At 59.2% G+C, this 24242-nt stretch carries 20 protein-coding genes and 1 pseudogene; 9 read left to right on the forward strand and 12 right to left on the reverse strand.

From position 1 onward, the window contains the following. Positions 1-7 precede the first annotated feature (7 nt). Positions 8-1420: a DUF1501 domain-containing protein gene (locus tag NA78x_RS29350; protein WP_425615936.1), complete on the forward strand. Its 1413-nt coding sequence runs from the start codon at positions 8-10 to the stop codon at positions 1418-1420. A gap of 27 nt (positions 1421-1447) precedes the next feature. Here the strand turns inward: NA78x_RS29350 and NA78x_RS29355 are convergent, their stop codons facing one another. Further along, a complete protein-coding gene (locus NA78x_RS29355; protein WP_425615937.1) occupies positions 1448-2149 on the reverse strand; it encodes a hypothetical protein in 702 nt (233 codons plus the stop codon). Between the two features lie 336 nt (positions 2150-2485). Continuing rightward, positions 2486-4486 (reverse strand): serine/threonine protein kinase, encoded by a 2001-nt coding sequence (locus tag NA78x_RS29360; RefSeq protein ID WP_425615938.1) that lies wholly within the window; start codon positions 4484-4486, stop codon positions 2486-2488. A gap of 329 nt (positions 4487-4815) precedes the next feature. Between NA78x_RS29360 and NA78x_RS29365 the strand changes: the two genes are divergently transcribed. Further along, entirely contained in the window at positions 4816-5466 is a 651-nt protein-coding gene (locus NA78x_RS29365) for a hypothetical protein (protein ID WP_425615939.1), read from the forward strand. A gap of 7 nt (positions 5467-5473) precedes the next feature. After that, on the forward strand, positions 5474-5956 hold the full coding sequence (locus NA78x_RS29370; RefSeq protein ID WP_425615940.1) for a macro domain-containing protein: 483 nt from the start codon (positions 5474-5476) through the stop codon (positions 5954-5956). Positions 5957-5959: 3 nt separating this feature from the next. On the opposite strand, the gene NA78x_RS29375 is transcribed toward NA78x_RS29370, so the two are convergent. After that, positions 5960-6220 carry a hypothetical protein gene (locus NA78x_RS29375; protein ID WP_425615941.1) on the reverse strand — a complete coding sequence of 87 codons (261 nt, stop codon included), beginning with the start codon at positions 6218-6220 and terminating at the stop codon, positions 5960-5962. A gap of 117 nt (positions 6221-6337) precedes the next feature. Here NA78x_RS29375 and NA78x_RS29380 point away from each other — a divergent pair, with 117 nt between their 5' ends. After that, a complete protein-coding gene (locus tag NA78x_RS29380; protein ID WP_425615942.1) occupies positions 6338-7807 on the forward strand; it encodes a nicotinate phosphoribosyltransferase in 1470 nt (489 codons plus the stop codon). 141 nt (positions 7808-7948) lie between these two features. On the opposite strand, the gene NA78x_RS29385 is transcribed toward NA78x_RS29380, so the two are convergent. After that, positions 7949-8224 carry a hypothetical protein gene (locus NA78x_RS29385; RefSeq protein WP_425615943.1) on the reverse strand — a complete coding sequence of 92 codons (276 nt, stop codon included), beginning with the start codon at positions 8222-8224 and terminating at the stop codon, positions 7949-7951. A gap of 322 nt (positions 8225-8546) precedes the next feature. Between NA78x_RS29385 and NA78x_RS29390 the strand changes: the two genes are divergently transcribed. From NA78x_RS29390 to NA78x_RS29405, 4 genes are read left to right on the forward strand one after another with little or no spacing between them, the layout of a single operon-like run. Then, on the forward strand, positions 8547-9236 hold the full coding sequence (locus tag NA78x_RS29390; RefSeq protein ID WP_425615944.1) for an NrtR DNA-binding winged helix domain-containing protein: 690 nt from the start codon (positions 8547-8549) through the stop codon (positions 9234-9236). 12 nt (positions 9237-9248) lie between these two features. Continuing rightward, on the forward strand, positions 9249-9860 hold the full coding sequence (gene pncA / locus NA78x_RS29395; protein ID WP_425615945.1) for a bifunctional nicotinamidase/pyrazinamidase: 612 nt from the start codon (positions 9249-9251) through the stop codon (positions 9858-9860). An 11-nt stretch (positions 9861-9871) separates the two neighbouring features. After that, positions 9872-10324 carry an NADAR family protein gene (locus tag NA78x_RS29400; RefSeq protein WP_425615946.1) on the forward strand — a complete coding sequence of 151 codons (453 nt, stop codon included), beginning with the start codon at positions 9872-9874 and terminating at the stop codon, positions 10322-10324. Continuing rightward, a complete protein-coding gene (locus NA78x_RS29405) occupies positions 10321-11166 on the forward strand; it encodes a TIGR02452 family protein (RefSeq protein ID WP_425615947.1) in 846 nt (281 codons plus the stop codon). The genes NA78x_RS29400 and NA78x_RS29405 overlap by 4 nt, the downstream gene beginning before the upstream one ends. A gap of 3 nt (positions 11167-11169) precedes the next feature. Here NA78x_RS29405 and NA78x_RS29410 read toward each other — a convergent pair whose 3' ends face one another. From NA78x_RS29410 to NA78x_RS29425, 4 genes and pseudogenes are all read right to left on the reverse strand, one after another. Continuing rightward, complete coding sequence (locus NA78x_RS29410; RefSeq protein ID WP_425615948.1) at positions 11170-12090, reverse strand: response regulator; 921 nt, start codon at positions 12088-12090, stop codon at positions 11170-11172. A gap of 210 nt (positions 12091-12300) precedes the next feature. Further along, positions 12301-12447: pseudogene (locus NA78x_RS29415) on the reverse strand (chorismate-binding protein); the annotation flags it as partial. 102 nt (positions 12448-12549) lie between these two features. Further along, positions 12550-14061 carry an anthranilate synthase component I gene (gene trpE / locus NA78x_RS29420; protein WP_425615949.1) on the reverse strand — a complete coding sequence of 504 codons (1512 nt, stop codon included), beginning with the start codon at positions 14059-14061 and terminating at the stop codon, positions 12550-12552. A gap of 174 nt (positions 14062-14235) precedes the next feature. Continuing rightward, positions 14236-15852, reverse strand: coding sequence for a prenyltransferase/squalene oxidase repeat-containing protein (locus NA78x_RS29425; protein WP_425615950.1), 1617 nt, complete (start codon positions 15850-15852; stop codon positions 14236-14238). A gap of 484 nt (positions 15853-16336) precedes the next feature. Between NA78x_RS29425 and NA78x_RS29430 the strand changes: the two genes are divergently transcribed. Next, positions 16337-19063 carry a dockerin type I domain-containing protein gene (locus NA78x_RS29430; protein ID WP_425615951.1) on the forward strand — a complete coding sequence of 909 codons (2727 nt, stop codon included), beginning with the start codon at positions 16337-16339 and terminating at the stop codon, positions 19061-19063. A 10-nt stretch (positions 19064-19073) separates the two neighbouring features. Here NA78x_RS29430 and NA78x_RS29435 read toward each other — a convergent pair whose 3' ends face one another. The 4 genes from NA78x_RS29435 to NA78x_RS29450 all read right to left on the reverse strand — a co-directional run bounded on the left by NA78x_RS29435 (position 19074) and on the right by NA78x_RS29450 (position 24241). Then, positions 19074-20798: a PP2C family protein-serine/threonine phosphatase gene (locus tag NA78x_RS29435; RefSeq protein WP_425615952.1), complete on the reverse strand. Its 1725-nt coding sequence runs from the start codon at positions 20796-20798 to the stop codon at positions 19074-19076. A 604-nt stretch (positions 20799-21402) separates the two neighbouring features. After that, a complete protein-coding gene (locus NA78x_RS29440; protein WP_425615953.1) occupies positions 21403-22428 on the reverse strand; it encodes an HTTM domain-containing protein in 1026 nt (341 codons plus the stop codon). Then, positions 22425-23183 (reverse strand): hypothetical protein, encoded by a 759-nt coding sequence (locus tag NA78x_RS29445; protein ID WP_425615954.1) that lies wholly within the window; start codon positions 23181-23183, stop codon positions 22425-22427. The genes NA78x_RS29440 and NA78x_RS29445 overlap by 4 nt, the downstream gene beginning before the upstream one ends. Positions 23184-23284: 101 nt before the next feature. Next, positions 23285-24241 carry an aldose 1-epimerase gene (locus NA78x_RS29450; protein ID WP_425615955.1) on the reverse strand — a complete coding sequence of 319 codons (957 nt, stop codon included), beginning with the start codon at positions 24239-24241 and terminating at the stop codon, positions 23285-23287. Position 24242 lies beyond the last annotated feature (1 nt).

Here is a 24242-nt window from a genome sequence, read left to right on the forward strand (position 1 = left end):
TCCCCTCATGAATCCATTCGCAAGTTTGACACGCCGCGAGGTGCTGCAGCGGAGCGGGCTGGGCTTCGGAGCGCTCGGGCTGGCTAGTTTGCTTGGCGAGAACGGATCGCCCGCGGTCGCGGCAGAAGCGACTGGGCCACTCGCGCCGCGGGCACCGCATTTTGCCGGCAAGGCGAAGCGGGTGATTCACTTTTTCTTGAATGGCGGGCCATCACACGTCGATACGTTTGATCCCAAGCCGGCGTTGGAAAAGTACGCCGGGCAAACATTGCCCGAGACGTTACTCACCGAGCGCAAGACGGGGGCGGCGTTTCCTTCGCCCTTCAAGTTCCAGAAGTACGGTCAGAGTGGACTGGAGATCAGCGAGATTTTTGGGAAGACGGCCGCCCATGCAGACGACATTGCTGTGATTCGGTCGATGTACGCGCAGGTGCCGAATCATGAGCCGTCGCTGATGCTGATGAATTGTGGCGATTCGGTGCAGCCGCGGCCGAGTGTCGGCGCGTGGGTCTTGTATGGCCTCGGAACCGAGAATCAGAACTTGCCCGGCTTTCTCGCGATGTGTCCCGGCGGCCTGCCGATCAAAGATTCCGAGAACTGGCAGTCCGCCTTTTTGCCCGGCACATTCCAGGGAACCTTTATCGATTCCAAACATCAGCAGTTGGCCAAGCTGATCGAGAACATCGCGCACCCGCACGCGAGCACTGCCACGCAGCGGCGACAACTCGATCTGCTCGCGCAGTTGAATGCCGAGCATCGCGCGTCGCGCCCCGACTCGCGGTTGGAAGCCCGCATTCAAACGTTCGAACTCGCGTTTCGGATGCAGACCGAAGCGGCCGATGCCTTCGATCTCGATCGCGAAACCAAAGAGACCCGCGAGGCTTATGGCCATAGCGTACACGGCCGGCAAACACTGATCGCGCGGCGATTGCTGGAACGCGGCGTTCGCTACGTGCAACTATGGCATGGCGCGGGTCAGCCCTGGGACAACCACGACAACATCGCGGGGAATCATCGCCGGCTGGCGGGTGAAATCGATCAGCCGATTGCGGCCATGATTGCCGATTTGAAACGGCTGGGCATGTTCGAAGATACGCTGGTGATGTGGGGCGGCGAGTTTGGTCGCACACCGACGGTAGAACTGGGCGGCGATGGCAAAGCGAAACTCGGCCGCGATCACAACCACTACGGCTTCAGCGTGTGGCTCGCTGGCGGCGGCATCAAAGGCGGTCAGGCTTACGGTGCGACCGACGAGTTCGGCTTCAAGGCTGTGGAGAACCCCACGAGCGTACACGATTTGCATGCCACCATGCTGCACCTGCTGGGCTTCGACCACGAAAAGCTGACGTATCGTTACGCCGGGCGAGATTTCCGCCTGACCGATGTCGCGGGGAGAGTCATCCGCGAGATCGTGGCGTAACGAATTCGCCCTTGGGCGGCGAACTGCTTACGATGCTTCGCCGCTATACAGGGCAGCGGCCCGCTCGGCGTGTACCTTGCGGCGCGAAGGCTTATAGCCGTACTCGAGGGCGAACCACTCGGCGTACCGTTCGCGGTCGATCGAACGCGTGTTCCGCTCGTCGAGAATGTGTCCCAACTCGTGAATCAACACGTTGTTGAGATAGAAGTCGCGAATGGTGTCTTCGCTCCAAACCAGGTTCCACGACGAGGACGAGATCCGCTCCCAGCGAGCTCCGAACATTTTGGCTTCGATTAACTGCGCCGGCTTGGGTGCCCGAGCAAAATTCTCGACCAGGTTCTGCTCGATCGGATACAGATAGATCGTGTTTCCCCACTGCATGCCGTAGCAAGGAGCTCGCCGCTTCTTGCGCGTCATCTGGCTGAGCTGCACCACTTGCAGTGGCTTTACCATCCAGGCAGGCAGCAGCGACAGGCGCTCGCGAATCTCAGCTTCGGCCAGGATGTGGCGATAGCCACTACCCGGAGCCTGATGAATGACGTTGTAGTCGCCGTCGTGATCTTCGCTCGGCTCGTACCAGCGTTCGGGCGGCATGTACGGGCCACGAACGGGCGAACCGGCAATCCGCGCGCCTTTGCCAGCGCCAGCAACGCGGCGAGACGCGACGCGCCCCGTGTTGTTCTTGGCGGGGGCGGGAGCTTTCAGATTAAGTTCAACGCGGCGAGACATGGAAGCAACCTACTCGAAATGAAACGGGCTCCAGCGTGCATCTGCCGCACAATTCGCGTCCTGCTGGCGGGTCGTTTTGCCGTTCCTGGCCTGTCACACAGGCCTCTGGCTCAAATGCCGCGGGTGATTCCCACACACCTATCCTACGAGCCAAACCGAGCCAGATTCAAGCAAGATTCGTAAGTGGCTTCTAGGTAGCGACTTACGTTTTTTTAAAAGCGCCTCTTGACATGTCCAGTGAGGCTTTTTGGGGCGAATTGATATCGCAGCATATTAACGAACTAGAGACAAATTAATACTGAGTGAAATTGGCCGGTTTCGCAGTCAAGGCACTCGCTAAATCGTGCTCTCGCTGTCGGGCGCGTTGGTTTTGCCTTTGCGCGGCGCGGATTTGCTCGGCTTCGTTCCTTTTTTATCCGGCGAAGTCTGTTTGTTTTCTACTGCAGGCTGCTTGGACTTGCCGCCCGAGCCCAGCGACATCATCACGCCGACACTAATACCCAACACAAGTACGAGCGCTGCAATGCCGCCGATGATCCACGCCAGCGGCAGCTTGCTGGCAGCCTTGGTGACTTCCGCTGTGGGCGAAACTGCAGCGCCAGCGGCAGGTAGATTGATCTTGCTGGACTGAGCACCTTTGGCGAGCGCTGGCGAGGAACTCTTGGCTGGCGCTGGTGCAGCCGCTTTGGGACTAACAGGCTGTGCGCCACTGGGTGTCTTCGAGAGCGTTACGGCGGGGAACGCAGCGCTGGAGGTTGCCTTCGGCGCGCCTGCTACGTTGAAGTTGAACGGCGTGCCCGACTTCTTGCCGCTACCCGGCGCTGGCTTATTGACCCCAGAGAACTTCAGGTCGCTGCCGGGCTTGCTGTCGGCTGGCTTTGTTTCGGCAGATTTAGCTTCGCCCGCAGGCTTGGCTTCGGTTGGTTTGGTGGCCGGAGCATCGAGCGATTTCGCCATCGGCAAACGCTGCGTGGCCTTGGGAAGCGACTTGCTGCTGCCGCTCTCTTTGCCACTGCCGAGGGCCGAGCCCAACCCTTTCATTGTTTCCTGGCGCTGCTTGTCGGAGACGGTATCTTCGCCAACGCCCGGAATGCGTTTCACCCCGCTGCCACTAGCAGGACGCTTAATCAGCTTCGAGGAGCCACCGCCGCCACCAGTCCCGTTCATCGACTTGAGGCCCGCTGCGCCGCTCGCGGGAGTAAACTCAAACCCACGGCTCGTCAGCCAGCCCTTGAGAGCGTCCGAAACGTCCTTCATCTTGGCGTAACGCCGTTCGGGCCGCTTCTGGATCATCTTCCAGCAGATATCGGCCAGATCGCGGGGAACTTCCGCCCGCTCCTTGCGAATATCTTCGGGCATCTGCGTTTGATGCTTGGCAATGCGTTGGGCGAGCGAGCCATCGGTGAACGGAGCGTGCCCGCTGAGAGCGTAGTACAGCGTGCAACCCAGGCTGTAGATATCGGCTCGCGAATCGACGGTATGGCTGTTGCGGGCCTGCTCGGGCGACAGATAGTCGGCGGTACCCAGGACGTTTTCGTTGTGGGCGACGGTCAGCGACGAGCGTTCTTCGTCGGCGAGCAACGCCAGCCCCAGGTCGAGAATTTTCACCTGCCCCTTGGTATCGATCAGCAGGTTTGCGGGTTTAACGTCGCGATGGATCAGGCCGTTCTCGTGCGAGTACTGGAAGCCATCGGCGGCCTGGGCAATGTAGTTGCAGGCGACTTCCAGCGGCAGCGGACCTTCCTGCTTCACAATGTTTTGCAGGTCGCGCCCTTCGATGTATTCCATCACCAGGTAGTGCGTGTCGCCATCGTTATCGATGTCGTACGCCTTGACGATGTTGGGGTGATCGAGCGAGGCGGTCGCTTGCGCCTCGCGAATGAAGCGCGCCAGGTAAGAAGAATCGTTCACGCGCCCCTTGGGCAGCACCTTGATGGCGCGCAGCCGGTGCATGAGCGTGTGTTCGCCCAGATAGACGGTGCTCATACCACCGCTGCCGAGCAATCGCAGCAGCTTGTACTTGCCGAGGATGAAGCCCTTGTACTTCTTATCCATCAGCTTATCGACATGCCACTTAGTGATCAGGCCGGCGTCGATGAGGGACTCGGCAAGACGATCGGCATCGTCGGGCAGATTGCCTGCGTTCTGAGCGCGGATCTTCTCCAGCGACTTCGCCAGCTGATCGGCATCGGCCAGCTTGCTACGCTCGACGAAATCCAAAAAGTTATCAACGCTCAGTTTGGCCATGGCGTGTGGCGGAACCAGCAACCGCTTGCCGGTGTTATCTCCTACAGAGGAATACGTGCAGCCCAGTGACAGCAAAGTTACTTGGCTCACGCAGCCTGTCAGGCGCGATCCGCTTCTCCTCCTTTTCGACCATGTTCCGCATGGTCAGCAGCAAAAACCTGCACTAGCCAGCGCGCTAACGACATTCCGCCGCCCCGCCACCAGCGCAGATTAGACAAGGAATAGTTTTTCTGCTCGAAAAAAGTTACACCCGTGCGCGGGACGAGTAAAGCAGACACCTCTAATTTTAGTCGCGTTTGCGGCAAATCAAGACGCTGTGAGACTTTCTGGCAAATAAGTTGCGAAGCCTTGCGCGGTGTCCGACAATCACTCAAGCATCCCCTCATTATAGCCGCGCACCACTCGCTCAAAGGCGACAAATGCCTACTCCGCGCCGAGCCAATACCTTGATTGTGGCGATTGCCTGCTTGCTCACGGCGCACTTCGGTCAAGCTCGGGGTGCGCTGGCGCTCGATAAGCTTCCCCGGCCGAATCTACTGGAAATCATCGGCAGGGCAAAAGTAATCGCGATCGGAAAAATAGTTGCTGTAAATTCGAATGACAGCTACACGTTCGCGATCGAAGACTTGATTCGCGGCGACCAGCAGGGACAAATCGAGATCCGGCAGATTCGCGACTCCTGCCATCAACGCCCCTTCGCTTACGCCGTGCAACAGCGACTAATCGTCCTTTTGGAGGACACGTCGGGCAAGCTCAGTCCGGTGGCTACGTACGGTGGCGAAACTCAGATTGATGGCGATCAAGTGATCTGCCACTTCGAATTTCCCCAGACGGATTTTCCCAAGTCACGGGCCGAATTCCCGATTCGCCAGGAGAAGCCTCGAGCCTTGCTGGCCGACATGAAAGCCGCGCTGGTTGAATTTCCAGAACTGGTGAGTCTTGGCAGTACGCCACCACCGCCACTCGTGCAGGGCTTCCGTCCCCGCCAAACGGTCAAGCCTCGCACGTTCGCTGCCCGCTCCCCAGTTCATCAACTGCTCGCCGCTCAGGCGAAGGCGGCAGGGAACTAAGCCAGCGATGCCTTGCGGTTCAACAACGAATTACTCAGTCGTCACCGGCGACTTGCTCGATCAACAGGTCGACGTCATCGTCAACGCCTGGAATCGCAATTTCATCCCGTGGTGGCTGTTACTGCCGCAGGGTGTATCGGGGGCGATCAAGCGCCGCGGCGGCACTCAGCCCTTTCGTGAGCTGGCACGACACGGAATGATTCCGCTCGGTGAGGCTGTCGAAACCTCGGCTGGCAAGCTCCCGTTTCGTGCCATCATTCACGTCGCCGGTATCAATCTCCTGTGGCGATCTTCCGAGTACTCGGTTCGTCGTTCGGTTCGCAGTGCTCTGCAACTTGCAACCGCGCAGAACTATCAATCGATCGCCTTCCCGCTCATTGGTGCTGGCTCGGGCGGCGGCAGCGAAGACCGCGTGCTGGGCTGGATGGAAAACGAGTTGCAGCAAGCTGCCTATCCCGGCCGCGTCGTCGTGGTGCGTTTTGGGCGGTGAATTCTACGCATCAAACCGCTGGGCCCACTCGCGCATGAACTCTTCGTATTCTTCTTGATTGGCGTGCAGCATCGTTTGGGCTTCGGATTCGGAGACCCATTCCCAGCGGCCACTGCCAAAGCCAGTGGAGAGGGCATAGACCCAGGCTCGCCCGCAGCCCAGGCAGGTGTGCAGATCGAAATCGAAGCCGTAGAGATGCGGCAACTGCTTGACGTGGACCGTCTCGGTGGGACCACAGCAGGGAAGGTTGTTGAGTTCTGGCATGCAGCCGAGAATACCGCGAGAGCCGGCCACTGTCTTGCGGCATTGCCAGGAAATCCAAGATTCCGACTTGCCCAGCGAATAACTTAGTGTAATAATTACACTAACAAGGAGCCGCTGATGAACGACTCGAATCTTCGACCAGCGAACCCCTCGCTGGCCCTGCTGACAGACCTGTATCAACTGACCATGTCGTATGGCTATTGGAAGTTGCGGCGGCACGAGCAGCGAGCCGTGTTTCACCTGTTCTTTCGCAGCCTGCCGTTCGACGGCGGCTATGCGATTGCCGCCGGGCTACAGCCGGCGCTCGACTTTATTCAGAATCTGCGCTTCGAGGCGAGCGATCTCGAATACCTGGCGACGTTGCGCGGCAATGATGATGCTCCGCTGTTCGAGCCCGCGTTTCTGGCGTACTTGGGGCAGCTGCGCTTCTCGTGCGATATCGACGCCCTGCCCGAAGGGACGCTCGCGTTTGGTCACGAACCGCTGCTGCGCGTGAGTGGGCCCATCTTGCAGTGCCAGTTGCTCGAAACGGCCTTGCTGACCATCGTCAATTTTCAAACGCTGATTGCCACGAAGGCCGCGCGGGTGGTGCAGGCGGCCGGCGATTTGCCGGTGATTGAGTTCGGCCTGCGACGAGCACAGGGGATCGATGGCGGGCTGTCGGCCAGCCGGGCAGCCTACATCGGAGGGTGTACGGGCACTTCGAACGTGCTGGCAGGAAAAATGTTCGGCATTCCGGTGCGCGGCACCCATGCCCATAGCTGGGTGATGTCGTTCGATAGCGAACTCGAATCGTTCGAGCAGTATGCGGCCGCGCTGCCCAACAACTGTGTCTTTCTGGTGGATACCTACAACACGCTCGAAGGGGTGAAGAAGGCGATTCACGTGGGGCTGAAACTGCGCGAGCGCGGACACGAGTTGGTGGGCATTCGGCTCGACTCTGGCGACCTCGCCTACCTCAGCATCGAAGCTCGCAAACTGCTCGATGCCGCTGGCTTCCCCCAGGCTGCGATTCTCGCTTCGAACGATCTCGACGAGCACATCATCGAAAGCCTGCGGCAGCAAGGTGCCCAGATTTCGGTCTGGGGCGTGGGGACAAAGATGATCACCGCCTACGACCAACCCGCCCTGGGTGGCGTCTACAAATTGGGTGCCTTGCAGTGCGAAGACGGTACCTGGCTGCCCAAGCTGAAGGTCTCGGAGCAAATGGCCAAGGCCAGCATCCCCGGCATCCTGCAAGTCCGCCGCTTCCAAACGGCAGGCCATTTTGCCGGCGATATGCTCTTCAACGAACTGGCCGCCGAAGCACCCGGCCGAACGATCGTGGATTTGACCGATCCGCATCGTCATAAGCACCTGCCCGCCGACTGCTCGACGGAGGATCTACTGGTGCCCGTGCTGCGAGGGGGGCAGCCAGTGGGCCAGCCAGACTCGCTGACGACCATCCGCGAGCGAGCAAAGCAGCAGATTGCGAAGTTGCATCCGACCTCGCGGCGATTGCTGAATCCGCACATCTATCCGGTGGGGCTCAGCGCGCCGCTCGCCGACGAGCGCACATCGTTGCTGCTGACCAGCCGGCAAGGCTGAGATTTGGGGCTGCGTGTGGCAGGCCCGAGATGGAGCACCAGCGTGGTAGGGGTCGGGAGTCGATGGCGAGCGATGTCCTGAGCAGTGGCTGAGTCGGTGCTCGCCAAAGACTCGCCGACCCCGTCTTTTGTGCCAATTACTTCATTGACAATAGATCATCATGTCGGAATAATTTCCGCAATAGTGACAGCTGCCGCGAAGGTCGATTTTCCATTCGATCGCTTCGTTGTCGCCGTGCGCGCAGTAGGGTAACGGCTTGCTGCGCAGCGGTGTGGCGATTGTCGCGAAGGCTGGCAGTAGGTTACGGAAGATTGGTCTCCCTTGGAGTTTGGCGGCTATCGGGTCGTGATAACCAGAGACCCGGAAACACCCCCGCCAGACGGTGGTTTTCAAATGGTTATCAAGAAAACGCGACATAGAAGACAATAACCGATTTCAACACATTCAAAACAAAGCACTTAGATGAGGTTGGCCAATGCGAAAAAACGCGACAAAAAGTTATCAAAGCGATTGAGCGGGGGGGTGTTCAGCGGGTCGCTTCTTGGAGCGGGTTGTGAGCCGCTAAGGGGGTCGGTGAGACTTTGGCGAAGAGCGATTCAGCCATTCGAGCTCGCTTCACTCGCCATCGACTCTCGACACCAGGGCCCGAGACATTTACTTGCACCGCGCGAACCTGAAAGCTTGACTTAGTGTCGTTTGGACACAACACTAGTGTAAATAGAACACTAAGGAGATCGGCGTGACGTACACGTACCAATATGCCCGCGGGGCCCTGACGGTGGATATTGTCGTCTTTGCCTTGGACGACGAAGAGTTGCAGGTGATGCTCATTGAACGCGATGGCGAACCCTATGCGGGAACCTGGGCGTTGCCCGGGGGCTTCGTCAATGTCGATGAAGCGCTCGAAGTTGCCGCCGCCCGCGAACTGCATGAAGAAACGGGGCTCAAGGATATCTATCTGGAGCAGCTGTTCACGTTTGGCGAAGTGCACCGCGATCCGCGCGAGCGGGTAGTGACGGTTGCCTACTACGCCCTGGTGAATCTCGCCGGGCACGATGTGCGGGCAGCTTCCGATGCCCGCAATGCGGCGTGGTTCTCGGTCAACGACTTGCCACGACTAGCCTTCGATCACGGCGAAATCCTGCAAACGGCCCTGGCTCGCCTGCGTGGCAAGGTGCGTTACCAGCCCATTGGTTTCGAGTTGCTCCCCGAGCGATTCACGCTGCGGCAATTGCAGCACCTGTACGAAGTGATTCTGGGGCGCGAGCTCGACAAGCGCAACTTTCGCAAGAAGGTGTTGAGCATGGGGGTCATCAAAGAAACCAGCGAGATCGAGAAAGATGTCGCGCACCGAGCTGCGCGGCTCTATCGCTTCGACAAAAAGGCCTACGACCGCCTGGTGCGGCAAGGAACGCATTTCGAAATCTAAGGAAGCTGTGCGATGAAGGCACTCTTGTTGATCGACATTCAGAACGACTTTCTGCCCGGCGGCGCGTTGGCGGTAGCACACGGCGAGGAAGTGATTCCGGTGGCCAATGCCCATCTGTCGCAGTACGACCTGGTCGTCGCGACTCAGGATTGGCATCCTGCCGATCATCGGTCGTTCGCCAGTCAGCACGCGGGCCAGCGTGTGTTCGACCAGATCACGCTGCCACTTCCCAATCAAAGTAGCCATCAGCAGATCCTTTGGCCCGATCACTGTGTGCAGCACACGCGCGGTGCTGAGTTGGCACCAGGCTTGAGCGTGGCCGAGATCGACCAGGTCATTCAGAAAGGAATTGATCGCGAGTTCGATAGCTACAGCGGCTTCTTTGACAACGCTCGCGCGCACAGCACCGGCTTGGAAGCCTACTTGCGTGAACGAGGCGTCGAGGAAGTTCACGTGCTGGGCCTAGCCACTGACTACTGCGTGCGGGCCACAGCGCTAGATGCATTGCGCCTTGGCTTTCGCGTGGTTGTGATCTCGGCTGGTTGTCGTGGCGTGGAGCAGATCGCGGGTGATTGCGAACGAGCGTTCGAAGAGATGAGACAAGCGGGCGCGGAGATTCGATAGGAGTGCAAACGATGGCGATTGAGTTTTATTCCAGGACCGCATCCTATGCCGAGTTTTCGAATTTCTCGCCGCATGGGATCGAGATGGCAGGGCTCTCGTATCCAACGGTTGAGCATTATTTCCAAGCCATGAAGTTTCCGGGTACCGAGTATGCCGAAAAGATCCGTCTGGCCGCGAAGCCGGCGGTGGCAAAGCAGCTGGGGCGCAGTCGCAAGGTTGTACTGCGATCTGATTGGGAAGCTGTCAAGCTGGACATCATGCGCGCCGCAGTGCGGCAGAAGTTTGCGACGCATCCGGCCCTGCGGCAATTGCTACTCGATACAGCCATCGAAGAGTTAATGGAAATCACACCCGGTGACACCTTTTGGGGCGCGGGTAAGAGCCGCAGCGGACAGAACTGGCTCGGGAGAATATTGATGGAAGTGCGCAATGAACTGCGCAAGCAAGAAGGCAATGAACAATGAGTCGTGGAACACGAGCCCAGCAAGGGCAAGAAACAGTGCTGATCGCCGAGCGCGGTTGGTATGAAACGTCAGGGGGCAAGCGGGTGGATATCTCGGCGGCCATGCAAAGTTGTCTCGCCCGGACGACGTTGCATCGGCCAGCGGAACTGGAACAACTCGTCGCCCAGCTCGGGCCAACAACGGAGCCCGTCGAGACGATCTTCGACGTCCGGAACGAAACGTCGCTGGGTGCAGCGCAGCGGTTGGTGGTCGAGCAGCAGTTGTCGTCGACTCTCTGCTTGAACTTTGCTTCGGCGCGAAACCCCGGTGGCGGATTTCTCGGCGGGAGTCAGGCCCAGGAAGAGAGCCTGGCGCGATCTTCGGGCTTGTATCCTTCGCTGCTGACGCAATCCGACTACTACAATGCGAATCGCAATCAGCGGTCGGCGATCTACACCGATCACATGATCGTCAGTCCCGACGTGCCTGTCTTTCGCGACGATGATGGCCAGCTATTGGTCGAGCCCTACTCGCTGAGCATGATCACCGCTCCGGCCGTCAATGCGGGTGCCATGCGCAATAATGAACCGCACGCGACGGAGCAGATCTTGCCGAAGATGGTCGAGCGGACAAACAAAGTTCTCGCCTTGGCCGCCCATCTCGGTTACCAGAACCTGATTCTCGGTGCTTGGGGCTGCGGAGTGTTTCAGAACGACCCCAAGTCGATCGCCAACATCTTTCACGCGGCCCTGTGCCACGATGCTCGTTTCCGCCAGCGTTTTCAGCACGTGACGTTCGCCGTACTGGATGGCACGCGCGATCAGGCGATTGTGGAGCCGTTCTCACGAGTGTTTCGTCGGTAGGAGTTACGCAGTCGCTGCTCGCGCTTCGGTCCGCTTGACGAGTGTTAGTTCGTTGCCGGCCTGGTTGTAGTGAACCTCATCCATGAAAGCTTGCATCAACACGAGGCCGCGACTGGTGGCTTTGCCCAGCGCGTCGACATTGCGGGCCGCGGTGATCGCCGATTGCCACGCGAAGCCGGAGCCCTCATCGCGAATGACGATTTCCGCTCGATCGGTCAGCATGTTCACCCGCACGTCCACTACGCGATCCTGAAAGGGCTTTTGTTGAGCACGCGACGACACCTTTTGCATCAGCTTGGGATCGCTGGCCGCGATGTGAGAGTCGCGCAGTTCCGCCGCGCAGAACTCCAGGTTGCCGCGCACGACCGCGTTAAGCAGACCCTCTTTGATCGCCGCGCCAATGCGATAGCGGCCCGTGGGATCGGTCAGATCCATGCCGCTCGACATCTGCAGCACCAGATCGACCAGCGGATCGATGAGGGTCAGGTCGTTTGGCAACCGGAAGCGAAACTCGCAGCCCCGCAGGCACGAAATGAGCCGCTCGTACGATTTGTCGCTGCGGCCAAGCTCGAGCGTTTCGTTAACCAATTCGAGGAGTCGCTGCGGCAGCAAGGTTTTGGGGACGTAGCCGGCCGCGCCGTACTGCAATGCTTCGGCGGACAGCGATTCGCGGCCATGACCGGTCACCAGAATCACTGGCACGCCCGGATGTTCCAGGCGCACCGCCGCGACGAGTTCGAGACCGCTGCGGTCGGGCATGTGCAGGTCGGCGACGATCAAATCGGGCCGCACGTGTTGGATGTAGCGCAGGGCAGCCGAGACATCCTCGGCGAACTCGATTTCGAACTGACCGCCTTGAGCCAGCAGCCCGCCGATCAACTTGCGATCGACCGCCGAGTCGTCCACTACCAGAAGCTTGGGCATAGGAGCACGCCTTATATGCAGGTCGCAAACCCGCCGCTATTCGCAGGCGGAGAATCTCAAGACCTCTTCTGTTCCACCAATCATTTCCCTTTTCAGCATGGGACGCAAGATAATTCGCCTGCGAATCATTCAACCTTGGATTGCCGAACGGCACATCGGTGGTCATCTCGGCGGAGCGAGATGACTACGGTTGAGAGTGGTTGCAAGAGCTTACGACGAAAATGCCTTGCGCTTTTGCGTCAGCTCGATGGCGAAGAGCAGACCGCGTGCTTTGTTGAGCGTCTCTTGATACTCACTGGCTGGGTCACTGTCGGCGACGATGCCCGCGCCGGCCTGCACGTAGGCCTGGTTGTTCTGTCGGTAGTCATCTCGCTCCGTCGAGATGAAAACTGCCTTACCGCGAAGGGTAGCTCATCTCGGCGGAGCGAGATGACTACGGTTGAGAGTGGTTGCAAGAGCTTACGACGAAAATGCCTTGCGCTTTTGCGTCAGCTCGATGGCGAAGAGCAGACCGCGCGCTTTGTTGAGCGTCTCTTGATACTCGCTGGCAGGGTCACTGTCGGCCACGATCCCCGCGCCGGCCTGCACGTAGGCCTGGTTGCCTTGGACCACGAGCGTGCGGAGGGCGATGCAGGTGTCCATGTTGCCGGCATAGTCGATGTAACCAACGGCACCCGCGTAGGGGCCGCGGCGATGAGGCTCCAACTCGTCGATGATTTCCATCGCCCGAACCTTGGGAGCGCCCGACACAGTACCCGCTGGCAAGCAAGCCTTGAGCGCATCGAAGGCATCGAGTTCCGGCCGCAGTTCGCCGGTGACATTCGAAGTAATGTGCATCACGTGGCTGTAGCGCTCGATGCACATCACGTCCGACAGTTTCACGCTGCCGAAGCGAGCGACGCGGCCCACATCGTTGCGGCCGAGGTCGACCAGCATCACATGCTCGGCCCGTTCCTTAGGATCGGCCATCAATTCTTCGGCCAGCTTGCGATCGGCTTCGTCGGTCTCGCCGCGGGGACGCGTGCCGGCGAGAGGCCGCACGGTCACCAGGCCATCGAAGGCGCGGCACATGATCTCGGGCGAGCTGCCGACGAGGGTCGTCTCCGGCGTGCGGAGGAAAAACATGAATGGGCTCGGATTAACGACCCGCAGTGTGCGGTAGACCTCGAACGGATCGCAGTTCAAATCGAGCTGCAGTCGCTGGCTAAGCACGACCTGAAAAATGTCGCCGGCGCGGATGTATTCGACACACTTGCGCACGGACTCTTCGAACTTCTGCTTCGTCGTGTTCGAGTGAAACTGCAAACTCAATTGCTTGAGTGGCTGAATATCGACCGGCGGCAGCGCGGCGGCCTGCGAGAGCTTGTTGACCCATTCGTCGACGCGGGCCTGGGCGTCGGCATAGGCTGCGGCAAAGTCGCCGGGGAATTGATCGAGCCGGGCCATCGCGATGACGTAGAGCGTTTTGTTGACGTTGTCGAAGACTACCATGCGATCGACCAGGCCAAAGCACAGGTCGGGAAGCTCGCGATCGTCCTGCGGCGGATTCTTCAAGCTGGTTTCGACATAACGAACGACGTCGTAGGCACAGTAGCCGATCGCGCCGCCGGTGAAGGGGGGCAACTCGGGCAAATGAGCAGCGGGGAATTGTGCCAACTGGCGGCGCAGCTCGACGAGCGGATCCTCGAGTGTGAGCGTTTCTTCGCGATCAGCGGTTTTGATCGTCACCTGCTGACCACGCGCGGTCAGCGACAGAAAGGGATCCATGGCCAGGAAGGTATAGCGGCCCACTTTCTCGCCGCCGATGACGCTTTCAAACAGCGAGGCATAGCCGCCGTGATCGAGCAGCTGAAAGGCACTCACGGGCGTAAGCGAATCGCTCAGCAGACGGCGATAAACGGGGACGAGCTTCTTGCCAGCAGCCAGTTTTTCGGCAGCGGCCAGATCGGGCAGGTGAGGCGAGTTATGCATGGTTTTTATCTTAGCATGAGATCATTTCCGCGGGATTGGGGCGTGAGGGTGAAGACGCGATTGAGGTGGGAAGAGTTCGCGGGAGTAGGGAATTGGAAGTCGCGGCAAGAACTGAGCAAGCCCCGCGTGATGGGCGGGGCTTGGAGGTTTGTCGAGGTGGCCGAACAAGGAAGACTACAGCGGGAATTCGTCTTCGGCGGCGTTCTTGCCGTAGATGGGCATGTGGCGATAGTAGACTTCGAGGATCATGCAGCCCATCGAGGTGCAGTAGAGGCGACCGCCACGTTCGCTGCCGTGATCGCCCTTCATCAGCCAGCTACCCTTCAGGTGATTGGCCTTTTCTTGCGAGGCGATCAGCGAGTCACGCATCTTGACGTTCCACTTGTCCCACAGTTCGCCTTCGTAGTGACGCATGCACTGCGTGGCGTAGTAGTTGAAGTACATATTGCCCGGCGAAGGACCGGTGTTGCTCAGGTACTGAATTCCCTTTTCGATGCCCGGGTGGTCTTTCTTCCAGCCCAAGTACATGCGGCAGAGAATGCCGATGGCTGTGGTGGCCTGACCGCGACCTGGATCGGTGTAGCCGTAATAAGCGTAATCGCTCATCACGGAGTCGAGGAACTTGTTGGCACCGACGATCGTTCCTGGCGGAACTTGCAGGTAAGCCATGTGACCGCTCTTGAGAGCCATCAGCTGCCAACCGACAACCGAGGTATCGCCCGGTGTGCGGGGAGCATAACGCCAACCGCCACCAACGGGGTCTTGGGCATAGACGATGTGATTGAGGGACAATTGAGCGGGCATCATCAGGCCCTTGTCGTGGGTCATGGCATAGGCTTCGCAAAGCACGATCGCCGACATACCGTGCGAGTACATGCTGCCGCCACCTTGAGCCAAGTCGCCGCATTGCAGACCCATCTGCTGCTTGACCTTCATCTGCTGAGTGAGGAAGTACAGACCGGCTTCGACGTTTTTCTTGTACTTGCCCGTTTTGTGCGTTTGACCGGCACCGAGGAACGGCAGCAACGCTTGAGCGGTGGCACCAGTTCGGCAGTCGGTCAGGTTGCCCGCACCATTGCAGCGAGCAGCACAGGGGCCAACGCGATGATCGTAGTTCCAGCCACCGTCCGGCAGCTGATGATTGGCAAGCCATTCCAAAGCCGCAGCAACCGCTGCTTCACTGGCGTCGTTACCACCGGCCTTCGCGACCATGGCACCGCGGGCGGCCTCACCACGACCGGCGACACCGGTACCCGTGAAGGAGCCAATCGTCGCCATCAGGTCATTTTTAGGAGCGGTCTGCTCGCCGAAGTCGCTGAGTTCGACAGCGATCGGAGCAGCATCAACATCCATCGCAGGCGAGGGAGTTTCGACGGCTTCGGTCATTTCGGTAGCAACCTGAGCGACGACGTTCGTTTGCTCGGTCGTAACCGTATTTTCCAGGTCGAGTTCTACCTTCTCTTCTTCGAACTCTTCGACCTTCTCTTCTTGGGTGGGAGTCGACTTCACCGCTATGGACTTGCTGTTGTCCGGAGGTGGTGCCACCACCATCAGGGCCATAATGATCAATAAGATGAAGTGGACCACGAAGCTCACGATGGAGCTGGTCATGGTGTTGAAAAAGCCGGTGCCCATCCCGCTGGCGGCGACTTCTTCGGCGGCTTCTTCTTCGGGTGGGGGGGCAGCTGCCTGCTGAGCAACGGGGGTCGCTTGAGCTACCGGGGCCGAGGCAATCGCGCGAGCGCGGGGAGGATTGCCAGGAGCAGGAGAGTTGGGCGACGACGTGCTCATACTACTAAACTCCGTCCACCAAGCCGAATCGAGTGGTGAAATCGTGCAGGGTAATGCATCAAACAGGGGGCTTTTGGCAGGCTGGCCAGCGTCAGAACGGTGACGTTCCGAACAGACCCCGGCCCGCAACCCATCCACGGTCAGCTATTAAGCTATCCGCTTTTCTGGCGAACGCAAGGAAGAAAAAGCGACAGGTTTGTCGCTTTCACTGCCACACACAGCCGGTACGAGACCCCATTCGGGTTCCCGCCGCCAGATTATTCCCGCCCGTCCTAAGGAAAATTCCGGTCGCACGGAGCAAATGCCAGCGTTTTCATGAAGATTTGCGACCAGTTGCTCGCAACTTTTTTCGGGTCCGGATAAGCTGGAAGGGATCGGCCTTGAATTTCGCACCCCCGCTTGGATGCCCGCGAAACAGCCTTTGCTCCCAGACAGTCAATCCTGGAATCGGCCTCACCCCACGATTTAAAGCACAAGTCCAGCCATGCCTTCACCATTTCGTTCCGAGCGGACACCGAAAGCTGCCAGCACCCACCGTAAGTCGGCCCGCCGGTTAGTTTTTGAAGACCTCGAGCTGCGCCAAGTCATGGCGATCGCGGGCCTGGGGGTCGCTGGCGACTCGTGGAGCGACGACGAGTATGCGGGACAGAATTTCGATCAGAATGGCACAACCAACGTCGCGCTGAACTGGGTCGATTTGCTGCGAGTTCAGCGGGGAGTGGATCTTGGTCCGCTAGGACCTTTCTTGCCCACCGCTGAGAATCCATTCGAAGCTCGCGATCAGGGGACGGCCTTCAACTGGGCAGTGAGCGGCACATCGACGCTCGACCTGCTGCTGCAGGCTCAAGATATCGGCATCATCGATCAGTTCTCGGCGAACGATGTAAGCCACGCGGTATTGATCGCCGGCAATGTCGACCTGCAACCCAACTCGCGCACAACCGTCAGCAGCGACGACTTCAAAGATGCCTACGCCAAGATTTATCTGGGCACCTTTGACGCCACCGAAATCGAACAGTTCGTGGTGATTCCGATCACGTCCAATATTGAAGCAGCTGTGTCCACACTCACCTCGGAGGCGACCAAGTCTCTCGTCGCGACAATTCCCGATCCGGGCGTGTCGCCGCATGCCGTCAGTGAGTTCCCCGATCCAGGCAAGCGAGCGCTGGTGACTGCGGTCATTAATACGATCAACACTCGCATCCGGGCCATCGCGGCCAAGTATCACGCGCCCGTGATCGATTTGGCGAAACTGTCCGAGACGATTTTCGGCACGGCTCAATCCCCGGTCGCTACGCGAACCATAGGCGGCCGCCTCTTCGACAACGCAGCCGGCAATTCGAAGACAAACCTGTACTTCAATCCCGTGGGCTCGACGAACGCAGCGAACGTGCCTCACACCGTCTATCAAGCGCACATCGCCAACCTGGTGATTGAGGGCCTGAACACAGCCTACGGCGAGAACCTGTCGAAGTTCACCGAGCAGCAAATTGTGCAGCTGGCTGGCCAGACTTACGGCGGCACCGATACGTTCGCCGTGAACTATCGCAGCATGGTGACACTCCCGCCGGTCACGATTTTTGTCGATTTCGGCCAGTCGGCTACTCCCACCGATGACTTCACCGAGCGGATGAAAGAAGTCGCCGTAGCGACGGGCAACATCCCACAATTGTCGATTAATGCCGGTGGTGAACTTGCCGTGCTGAAGGCAAACATTGTCTCGCGCGTGCAGGCAGCATTTCCCGGCATGACCATCAACGTGACCGGCTCGCGCCCCTCCGACACTCGCTACGAAACGATCAAAGTTGGTCGTATTCCTAGTAGCGTTCCCGGCGCGCTCACCAGCCCGCTCGGTCAGGGTTCGTTCGATTGGCTCAATGCCAACGAAACGAGTATCGGCTTTGTTTTTCCGAATCTGATCAGCACCAATCTCTCGACGATGACGCGGGCCAATCAGCTGCGTTACTTGGAAAACATTCTGACGTTCTATGTCGCGCAGGAAGCAGGGCGCGGCTTAGGCTTGAGTACGAGTGACGCGTTCTCGTATTCGCAAATCACCAGCGCCAACTATGCCAACACGGCTGGCACCCAGCTACAAGACTTCATGTTTGGCCAGACGGCACTCGGTTTCAGCAACACCGTGTTCGATGGCACGCCGACCTTCAAGTTCTCGCCCCTCTCGCTTGCCAAGTTGCAAATGGGACGTTGGCTGAATTCGGCTCCCATCGCCACCGTTGCTGAAACGGCCAGCGCACACGCCACTACTGCGACCGCTCAAGCGGTGACTCTTACGACGACCTCTGGTAACGCCAGCTTCAAGGTTGGCGCCGTGAAGGGTGCCACGATCGCGACGGGTGGCCAAAAGGATCTCTATAAAGTCACGCTGGCCGCGAACGACTTGCTCACCGCTCAAACGATTGCCACCGGCTTGTATGGCGATGACATTCCTCCTGCCATCGATACCATCATCAAGATCTTTGCCGCCGATGGCACGACCTTGCTGTACGAAAGCGACAACACGCTGCTGGGCAACAATTCGATTGGCCAAACTGGCACTACCAAGTTCGACGATGACTCGCTGGCGATGAACTTTGTCGCGGCGACTGCCGGAGACTACTTTGTCGAAGTGACCGCCAAGTCAGGAGCCACTGGCAGTTACGATCTGGTGTTGGGAGCGACCGTGGCGAATGCCTTCCCGTGGCGAAACCCCGAAAATCACCTGAATGTGAATAACAGCGCCGGTGCCAATCCGATTACGGCCTTCGACGCGCTGATCATCATCAACGAGTTGAACTCGCCCACGATCACACTCACGGGCGGTGTGCTGCCGCCTCCTGGTGGTCCACAGGGCCCGCCCCCTTACTTTGACGTCTTCTCCGATAACAAGGTCACGGCCTTCGACGCCTTGCTGGTCATCAACTTCCTGAATCAGAACCCGATTGGTTCCGGCGGCGAAGCGATCGAGTCCAGCGAGAGCGATGACAGTGCTCCGGTTGTTCCGTTTGCCGCGCCAAGTTCGTCGAGCAACAACTCGGCCGGTGAGGACACCAGCGGCGACTTGAGCATGGCCGTCCTGCCAAACGAAAACGCCGCTGAACTGTTGCTGCTCAACCGCAATGTCGTGAGCACAACGGCGACGGATGACATCGAATGCTCGCACGGCGAAGTCTCGGACGTCGCCCTGGAAGAACTCCTCGCGGAAGTCGAATAATTAGCTGAGTCTAGTTTCGCTTCCGTTTGGATTTCTTCGGTGAAGTAGGACTGCCGCGTCGCTTGCAAATCAGCACGGTGCGGTCGTCTTCCAACTCGCCCGATCCCGCTCGCTCCAGCAAGCGACGGAGCCAACCAGCCAGCGATTCTGCTGGCTCGTTGTAGTGCCGCAGCAACGTGGCGGCCATCACGGCTTCGCCAATTCGCAAGCCAGCCTGATCGGTGGCAGCTCGCACGCCTTCGCTAAGCAGCACCAGGCACTCGCCCGGATCGAGGATCAGCTTGGCCAGCTTGAGTGGTGGTTCGACACCCGTTCCTAGCGGCGCACCGTCAGCGGCAAAGATCTCGCGCGAGTCCTGCCGAATGATGAGTGCGGCCACTTTGCCCGCTAGAGCCAGATCGGCTTCGCCCGTTTCGGGGTTGATGATCGCGTAGCCAAACGAGGCAAACTGATCACCGGCAGAACCTTGCCAGAGCGTATCGTTGAGCCGCGTGATCAGTTCCCTCGCTGTGTGGCGATAGCCAGTGTGCGCTCGCATCGCAGCTTGCACGGCAGCGGCATTCAAACCAGCTTGCAACTGCGCACCTTGAGCATCGCCCACGGCCAGCGCCAGGCGACCATCGGGCAGCACGGTCCAATCGTGAAAATCACCACCCACGCTCTTGGCCTGCTGCGTCCAGCCCGAGACTTCGAATTCGGTGAGCAGCGGCACCACGCTCGGCAAGCGATCTTGCTGCCAACGAGCGGCCACTTCGAGTTGCCGATCGCTCTGTTTGGCGGCAGCACCGACGGTGAGGAGCACTTCACGTTCGAGATCGGCAGCCAAACGTCCGGCGATGATCTCGGCCAGGTTCGTTTGCGAGGAACTAAACTCCCGCTGGGTGCGGCTGAATATCCACAGAGTGCCGAGTGGCGTTGAAGAAGTTGATACTGGCACGCAGATCGCCGCACCATACTCATCTTCCGGGCAACGCCAGTGAGGCAGCAGCGAAGTGTCTTCCAGCACCACGGCATGGCCAACGAGGGCTTCCAGGTCAGCTACTGCGCCGCGCAACGGGCGCGCGGGTTCGAGCAACTTGGCTTGTGGCAAGCCCCACATGGCTCGCAGCTTGAGAGACGAGGTCGTTTCGTCGAGCAGATAGAGAGCGGCCGCTTCGCATTGAATGGCTTCGGCACCACCTTGCAGCACACTCTGCAATCGTTCGGCCACGTGTTGCTGTTCATCGGGACGAACAGACACGGGCACACCCGCGGCCAACTCGGCCTCTCGCATCCACAGGGCATGCTTGAGCTTATTCGCCTCGCCTAACAGATTGGCGATCGCCAGCGCCAGCGGACGAGCCGCTTCGAGTTCGATGGCTGCTTTGCTTGCCTGCTGGCCATCAAAAATGGGGGCAACGGGCACGAGCGACAGCCGGCCAGTCGTCTCGGGCGTAGCACCGGTGACCGGCGCGCTCCAGCGCTGACCATTGTCGGTGTGGATGCCAGCCTGATATTGAAGTTGCCAACCGGTGGCGCGAGCAAACGCTTCGTTCAGCAGCTGCAGCGAAAGCTCGCCCGGAGGCAGCGGAGCTGCGGTCGGTTGATCTTCGAGATGGAGACGAAGGGCGGGGTGCGGTTGATGAGCCACGGCTGGGTGCTTGGGAAAAGCGGGCAGCGAAGGGGCCGTCCATGCTATCCACAAGTCACGATCTCGCCGCCTCGGCAATCCTGCCGCAGGCCCTTCAGCTTCCATGATCGCTACACCTTCCATCGGCGCCGGCGAGACCAAACGTGTAACGAAGTTTGCTCGTCTGAATAATTGCACCAGTCCGAAAGTTGACCACAGGCAAATCGTGACCTAGTCGTCGATCGATCGCTCCTTGTCACGCATTCCGGCTTCAGGTTCTCCTCTCGACGCACACCGTAATCGTCCAAAAACCCCCTAGGTTTTTGGACAGGTGCTTGCTTCTGAATTTTGCCGCAAGTTGTCAATGGACTTTCCTTTGCGACTCTCAGGGAAGCTTTGCAACTCATCCTGTTTGTCCAACAACCGGGCTGGTTTCTGGAAAACTTCTCAGACAGCCCTAGCGATCAACGCCTGCGGGCACGACGCCGTCCGACCGCACATCCCCTCAGCAGCGCAGAGAACTTCCCACTATTAGCTCATGGCGGCGAACCATTGTCAACCACACAGTTAACAATTTTTCAACAACACCACACCACATCACACCGAGTACGATGGGCCTAGCTGGAGGAGAAGGGCCGTACGTTGAACGACGAGCCTACGCTGAGTGGCTGGCGGTCCGCGCATCAGAGCACGGCGACAGGCACCTCAGCGATGAACCATGCTGTGGCGACTAGGCCAGTTGATTGCGCATGTTGGCGCGAGTGGTTGTACCACGCACGACAGGTACGTCAGCGGGCTTGGCTTCCGCGGAGCGTCGCAGCCATTTCAGGCCCACGACTGCCGCGATCAGTTCTGGATAGACAAACGCCATGTTGCCGATGATCATCGCCAGCCCAAAGGTGGGCATGCCCAGGAACAGGGCGATCCCCAGATGCACGCCGACTGCCAGAGTAAGGCAGATGGGGCGAGTCAGTTTCGGCCACACCAGGAAGCAATAGAAGACTTCCCAGAACAGCGTGATGTGTGTGAGCAGGGCAATGAACCAGGGATAGCGCACGAGCCAGGTGAGATCGTGCGATTGGTATTCGAGGTTAGCAATTGCGTACCAGCAGGCGCTGCCGTCCCACCACAATTCGCCACGCGCTTTGCCGATGCCGCCATATAAGTAGATGACGCACATGTGCAACTGCAGCAAGCGAATGGCAATGTTCGTCATGGTCGAGGGAACAACCGGCGTTGCGGTGCCCCGACGTTCGGCCAACCAGCGATCGACGGAGTAAACCGCTCCGCTGGGACCAATCATCAGATAGGTCGCAAACATCGCGTTCACCTGGTCGAGCCCGAACAGGCTGCCGGTCAAGCGATGGCAATACGAGAGCGTGATGATGAAGGCCAGCACAGACACAACTCGGGTGTAAAAGCCGATCATTAGCATGAACATCACGACCACTGCTGCCAGGTTCAGCACACCCAGCAGAAATGGCGAGTCGACGTAGTAGAGGTAGCTCCACGCATAGTTCCGTCCATCGACGGTCGTGTTCATGAGCGCAGCGGTCGGACCATTGATCCAACTTTCGCGTCCCAAAAACATCTGCTGGTTGATCGCCCACACCAGGTGCGTGTAGAGCAACATCGCGCCGGCACAGATCCGCACCAGCGCCAGCGTATGCGGTTGATCGGGCTTGAACCAGAACCGGTTCCAGGCTGACCACACCGCGGTGAACCATTCAGCGATTGCATTGACGAGCGGGCTCATGGGTTCACTCCGCTCGGCGTAGTTGCAGGCGCTTCACGCAAATCGACATAGGTCGCGGGATCGTTCGGACGCAGCCCGAGGTCGCTCGCTTCGAAGGGACTGAGGAGTCGATGCTCGACGCGAGTCAGGGTGACTTTCGATCCACCGTGCACGTGGAGCAGGTGTTCTTCGAGCGACTTTTTCATTTCGTCATATTGACGGCGACGGAACTGCCATAGCCGCAGGTTGATTTGATGCGCGTTGACGCGTTCGGCATGCAGCCGGCGATCGCGCTCGGTTTGTTCGCTGTTGAGCGGCGGCGGCGAAGGCTCGGGCGGAGCGGTGGGAGACTCGTATTGGTTGTAGAGCGCTTCGGCAATCATGAAGTGCCGGTGATACTTCAGCCGAGGCTGTTGCTCTTGGAGATTCGGAAAGCGACCTTCGATCGGCTCGCGGTCATCGGCAAACTCGACCTTGTATTTCACCAAGTGACTGGGCCCCGGGTTCGGAGCAAAGAAGAAGTAGCCGTGGTCGAGATACATCGCACCGATGTAGGGGCGAAACCAAGCAGTCAGGCCGTCGGCAAAGGGAGACGAAGAGCCGTTCCCTACGCGACAAGCAAATTGAAATGGTGGCAGAAACACTGCCAGCAAATGCAAAAGCAAAGCCACGCTGAGGCCGATTCGCCAGCCCAGGGGGAGGTTAAAAGTGGTGGTGTCCGGCGCTAGCTTCCGTTCCGGCGACGACTCCTGCGTAGTTCCAATGCGCGTCGTCATGCTTTCGAACATCGACCCGCCAGCAGACCGAGCCGCAAGTTTTCCGCCCAGGCAAGCAAGACCGGCAGAACCGGTTTTAATGGCCCGCTGTCTTTCGTGCCTTACGCGCTGAGATCGACCTCACTCACGGCGAGTTCCACGCGAGCGACGAACGATTCGCCTGGCCCAAGCACTTGCAGCCCGGAGTCGATGCCGTTGGCAGCAAGTTCAGCCGCGTTGGGCACACAGGTATAGGGCTCGATGCAAATGGCCTCGCGATGCGGCGGCGTGAAGACCACGCACTCGCGAAACACCGAAGAGAAGCTGATGTGCAGCGCCAGTTTGGCGGCCGGATCGTAAATGTGGCTACGACACCAGCCATCATCGAAATCGAGACCGGTGAACACATCGTCGAGCTGCAAGCCGCCGAACGGCGCACCCGCGCGATACTCGGCCACGTTCTCGAGCGGCAAGCGCTGGCCCGTGGGTAACATCTGGTCGAGTTCCCACTTTTCTCTTCCCGGCAACAGCACGAGGCAATTCTTGGGTGGGCCATCGAGAAACGGCAAGTGAAAATACGGATGCGTGCCGAAGCCGCAAGGGAGCGGCACATCGCTAGGGTTCTCAATCAGGTAAGCCATTCGCAGGATGCCGCCGGAAAGATCGTAGTTGGCGGTGATGCGAAAATCGGCGGGCCACTGCGTGAGAATGTTCGGATCGTCCACGCTCGCTTGAAACTGTCCGACGATGCTCCGCCGGTCGCGTTCGATCACGCGCCACGGCCGCGTATGCACGAAGCCATGAATCGCATTGCCAAAGGCATCGCTGGCCGGAATATGATAGGTCTTGCCTTCCCACACGTACTCGGTGCCGCGAATGCGACCCGGGAACGGAAACAAGAGTGGAATGCCGCTGCGCGACGGCCGATCGGTCCCAGTGAGAAACGTCGGCGTGCGCCAAATGAGGTCCACGTGTCGCCCGCGATGCGGCACGGTGAAGCGATGGCAATTGAACCCCAAGCTGACGAGCACCTCAGCCGTCGCCCCGCTGCCAGGATCATTCAGAACGATGTTTTCCATG

This window comes from Anatilimnocola aquadivae, assembly GCF_049819085.1.
Classification (GTDB): Bacteria; Planctomycetota; Planctomycetia; order Pirellulales; family Pirellulaceae; genus Anatilimnocola.

Coding starts and splice junctions, on each gene's coding strand:
- NA78x_RS29445 (WP_425615954.1), bottom strand. CDS start 23,183: ATGACGACGCGCATTGGAACTACGCAGGAGTCGTCGCCGGAACGGAAG.
- pncA (WP_425615945.1), top strand. CDS start 9,249: ATGAAGGCACTCTTGTTGATCGACATTCAGAACGACTTTCTGCCCGGC.
- NA78x_RS29425 (WP_425615950.1), bottom strand. CDS start 15,852: ATGAGCACGTCGTCGCCCAACTCTCCTGCTCCTGGCAATCCTCCCCGC.
- NA78x_RS29410 (WP_425615948.1), bottom strand. CDS start 12,090: ATGCCCAAGCTTCTGGTAGTGGACGACTCGGCGGTCGATCGCAAGTTG.
- NA78x_RS29365 (WP_425615939.1), top strand. CDS start 4,816: ATGCCTACTCCGCGCCGAGCCAATACCTTGATTGTGGCGATTGCCTGC.
- NA78x_RS29385 (WP_425615943.1), bottom strand. CDS start 8,224: ATGTCGCGTTTTCTTGATAACCATTTGAAAACCACCGTCTGGCGGGGG.
- NA78x_RS29440 (WP_425615953.1), bottom strand. CDS start 22,428: ATGAGCCCGCTCGTCAATGCAATCGCTGAATGGTTCACCGCGGTGTGG.
- NA78x_RS29430 (WP_425615951.1), top strand. CDS start 16,337: ATGCCTTCACCATTTCGTTCCGAGCGGACACCGAAAGCTGCCAGCACC.
- NA78x_RS29380 (WP_425615942.1), top strand. CDS start 6,338: ATGAACGACTCGAATCTTCGACCAGCGAACCCCTCGCTGGCCCTGCTG.
- NA78x_RS29405 (WP_425615947.1), top strand. CDS start 10,321: ATGAGTCGTGGAACACGAGCCCAGCAAGGGCAAGAAACAGTGCTGATC.
- NA78x_RS29355 (WP_425615937.1), bottom strand. CDS start 2,149: ATGTCTCGCCGCGTTGAACTTAATCTGAAAGCTCCCGCCCCCGCCAAG.
- NA78x_RS29350 (WP_425615936.1), top strand. CDS start 8: ATGAATCCATTCGCAAGTTTGACACGCCGCGAGGTGCTGCAGCGGAGC.
- NA78x_RS29450 (WP_425615955.1), bottom strand. CDS start 24,241: ATGGAAAACATCGTTCTGAATGATCCTGGCAGCGGGGCGACGGCTGAG.
- NA78x_RS29375 (WP_425615941.1), bottom strand. CDS start 6,220: ATGCCAGAACTCAACAACCTTCCCTGCTGTGGTCCCACCGAGACGGTC.
- trpE (WP_425615949.1), bottom strand. CDS start 14,061: ATGCATAACTCGCCTCACCTGCCCGATCTGGCCGCTGCCGAAAAACTG.
- NA78x_RS29370 (WP_425615940.1), top strand. CDS start 5,474: ATGCCTTGCGGTTCAACAACGAATTACTCAGTCGTCACCGGCGACTTG.
- NA78x_RS29400 (WP_425615946.1), top strand. CDS start 9,872: ATGGCGATTGAGTTTTATTCCAGGACCGCATCCTATGCCGAGTTTTCG.
- NA78x_RS29435 (WP_425615952.1), bottom strand. CDS start 20,798: ATGGAAGCTGAAGGGCCTGCGGCAGGATTGCCGAGGCGGCGAGATCGT.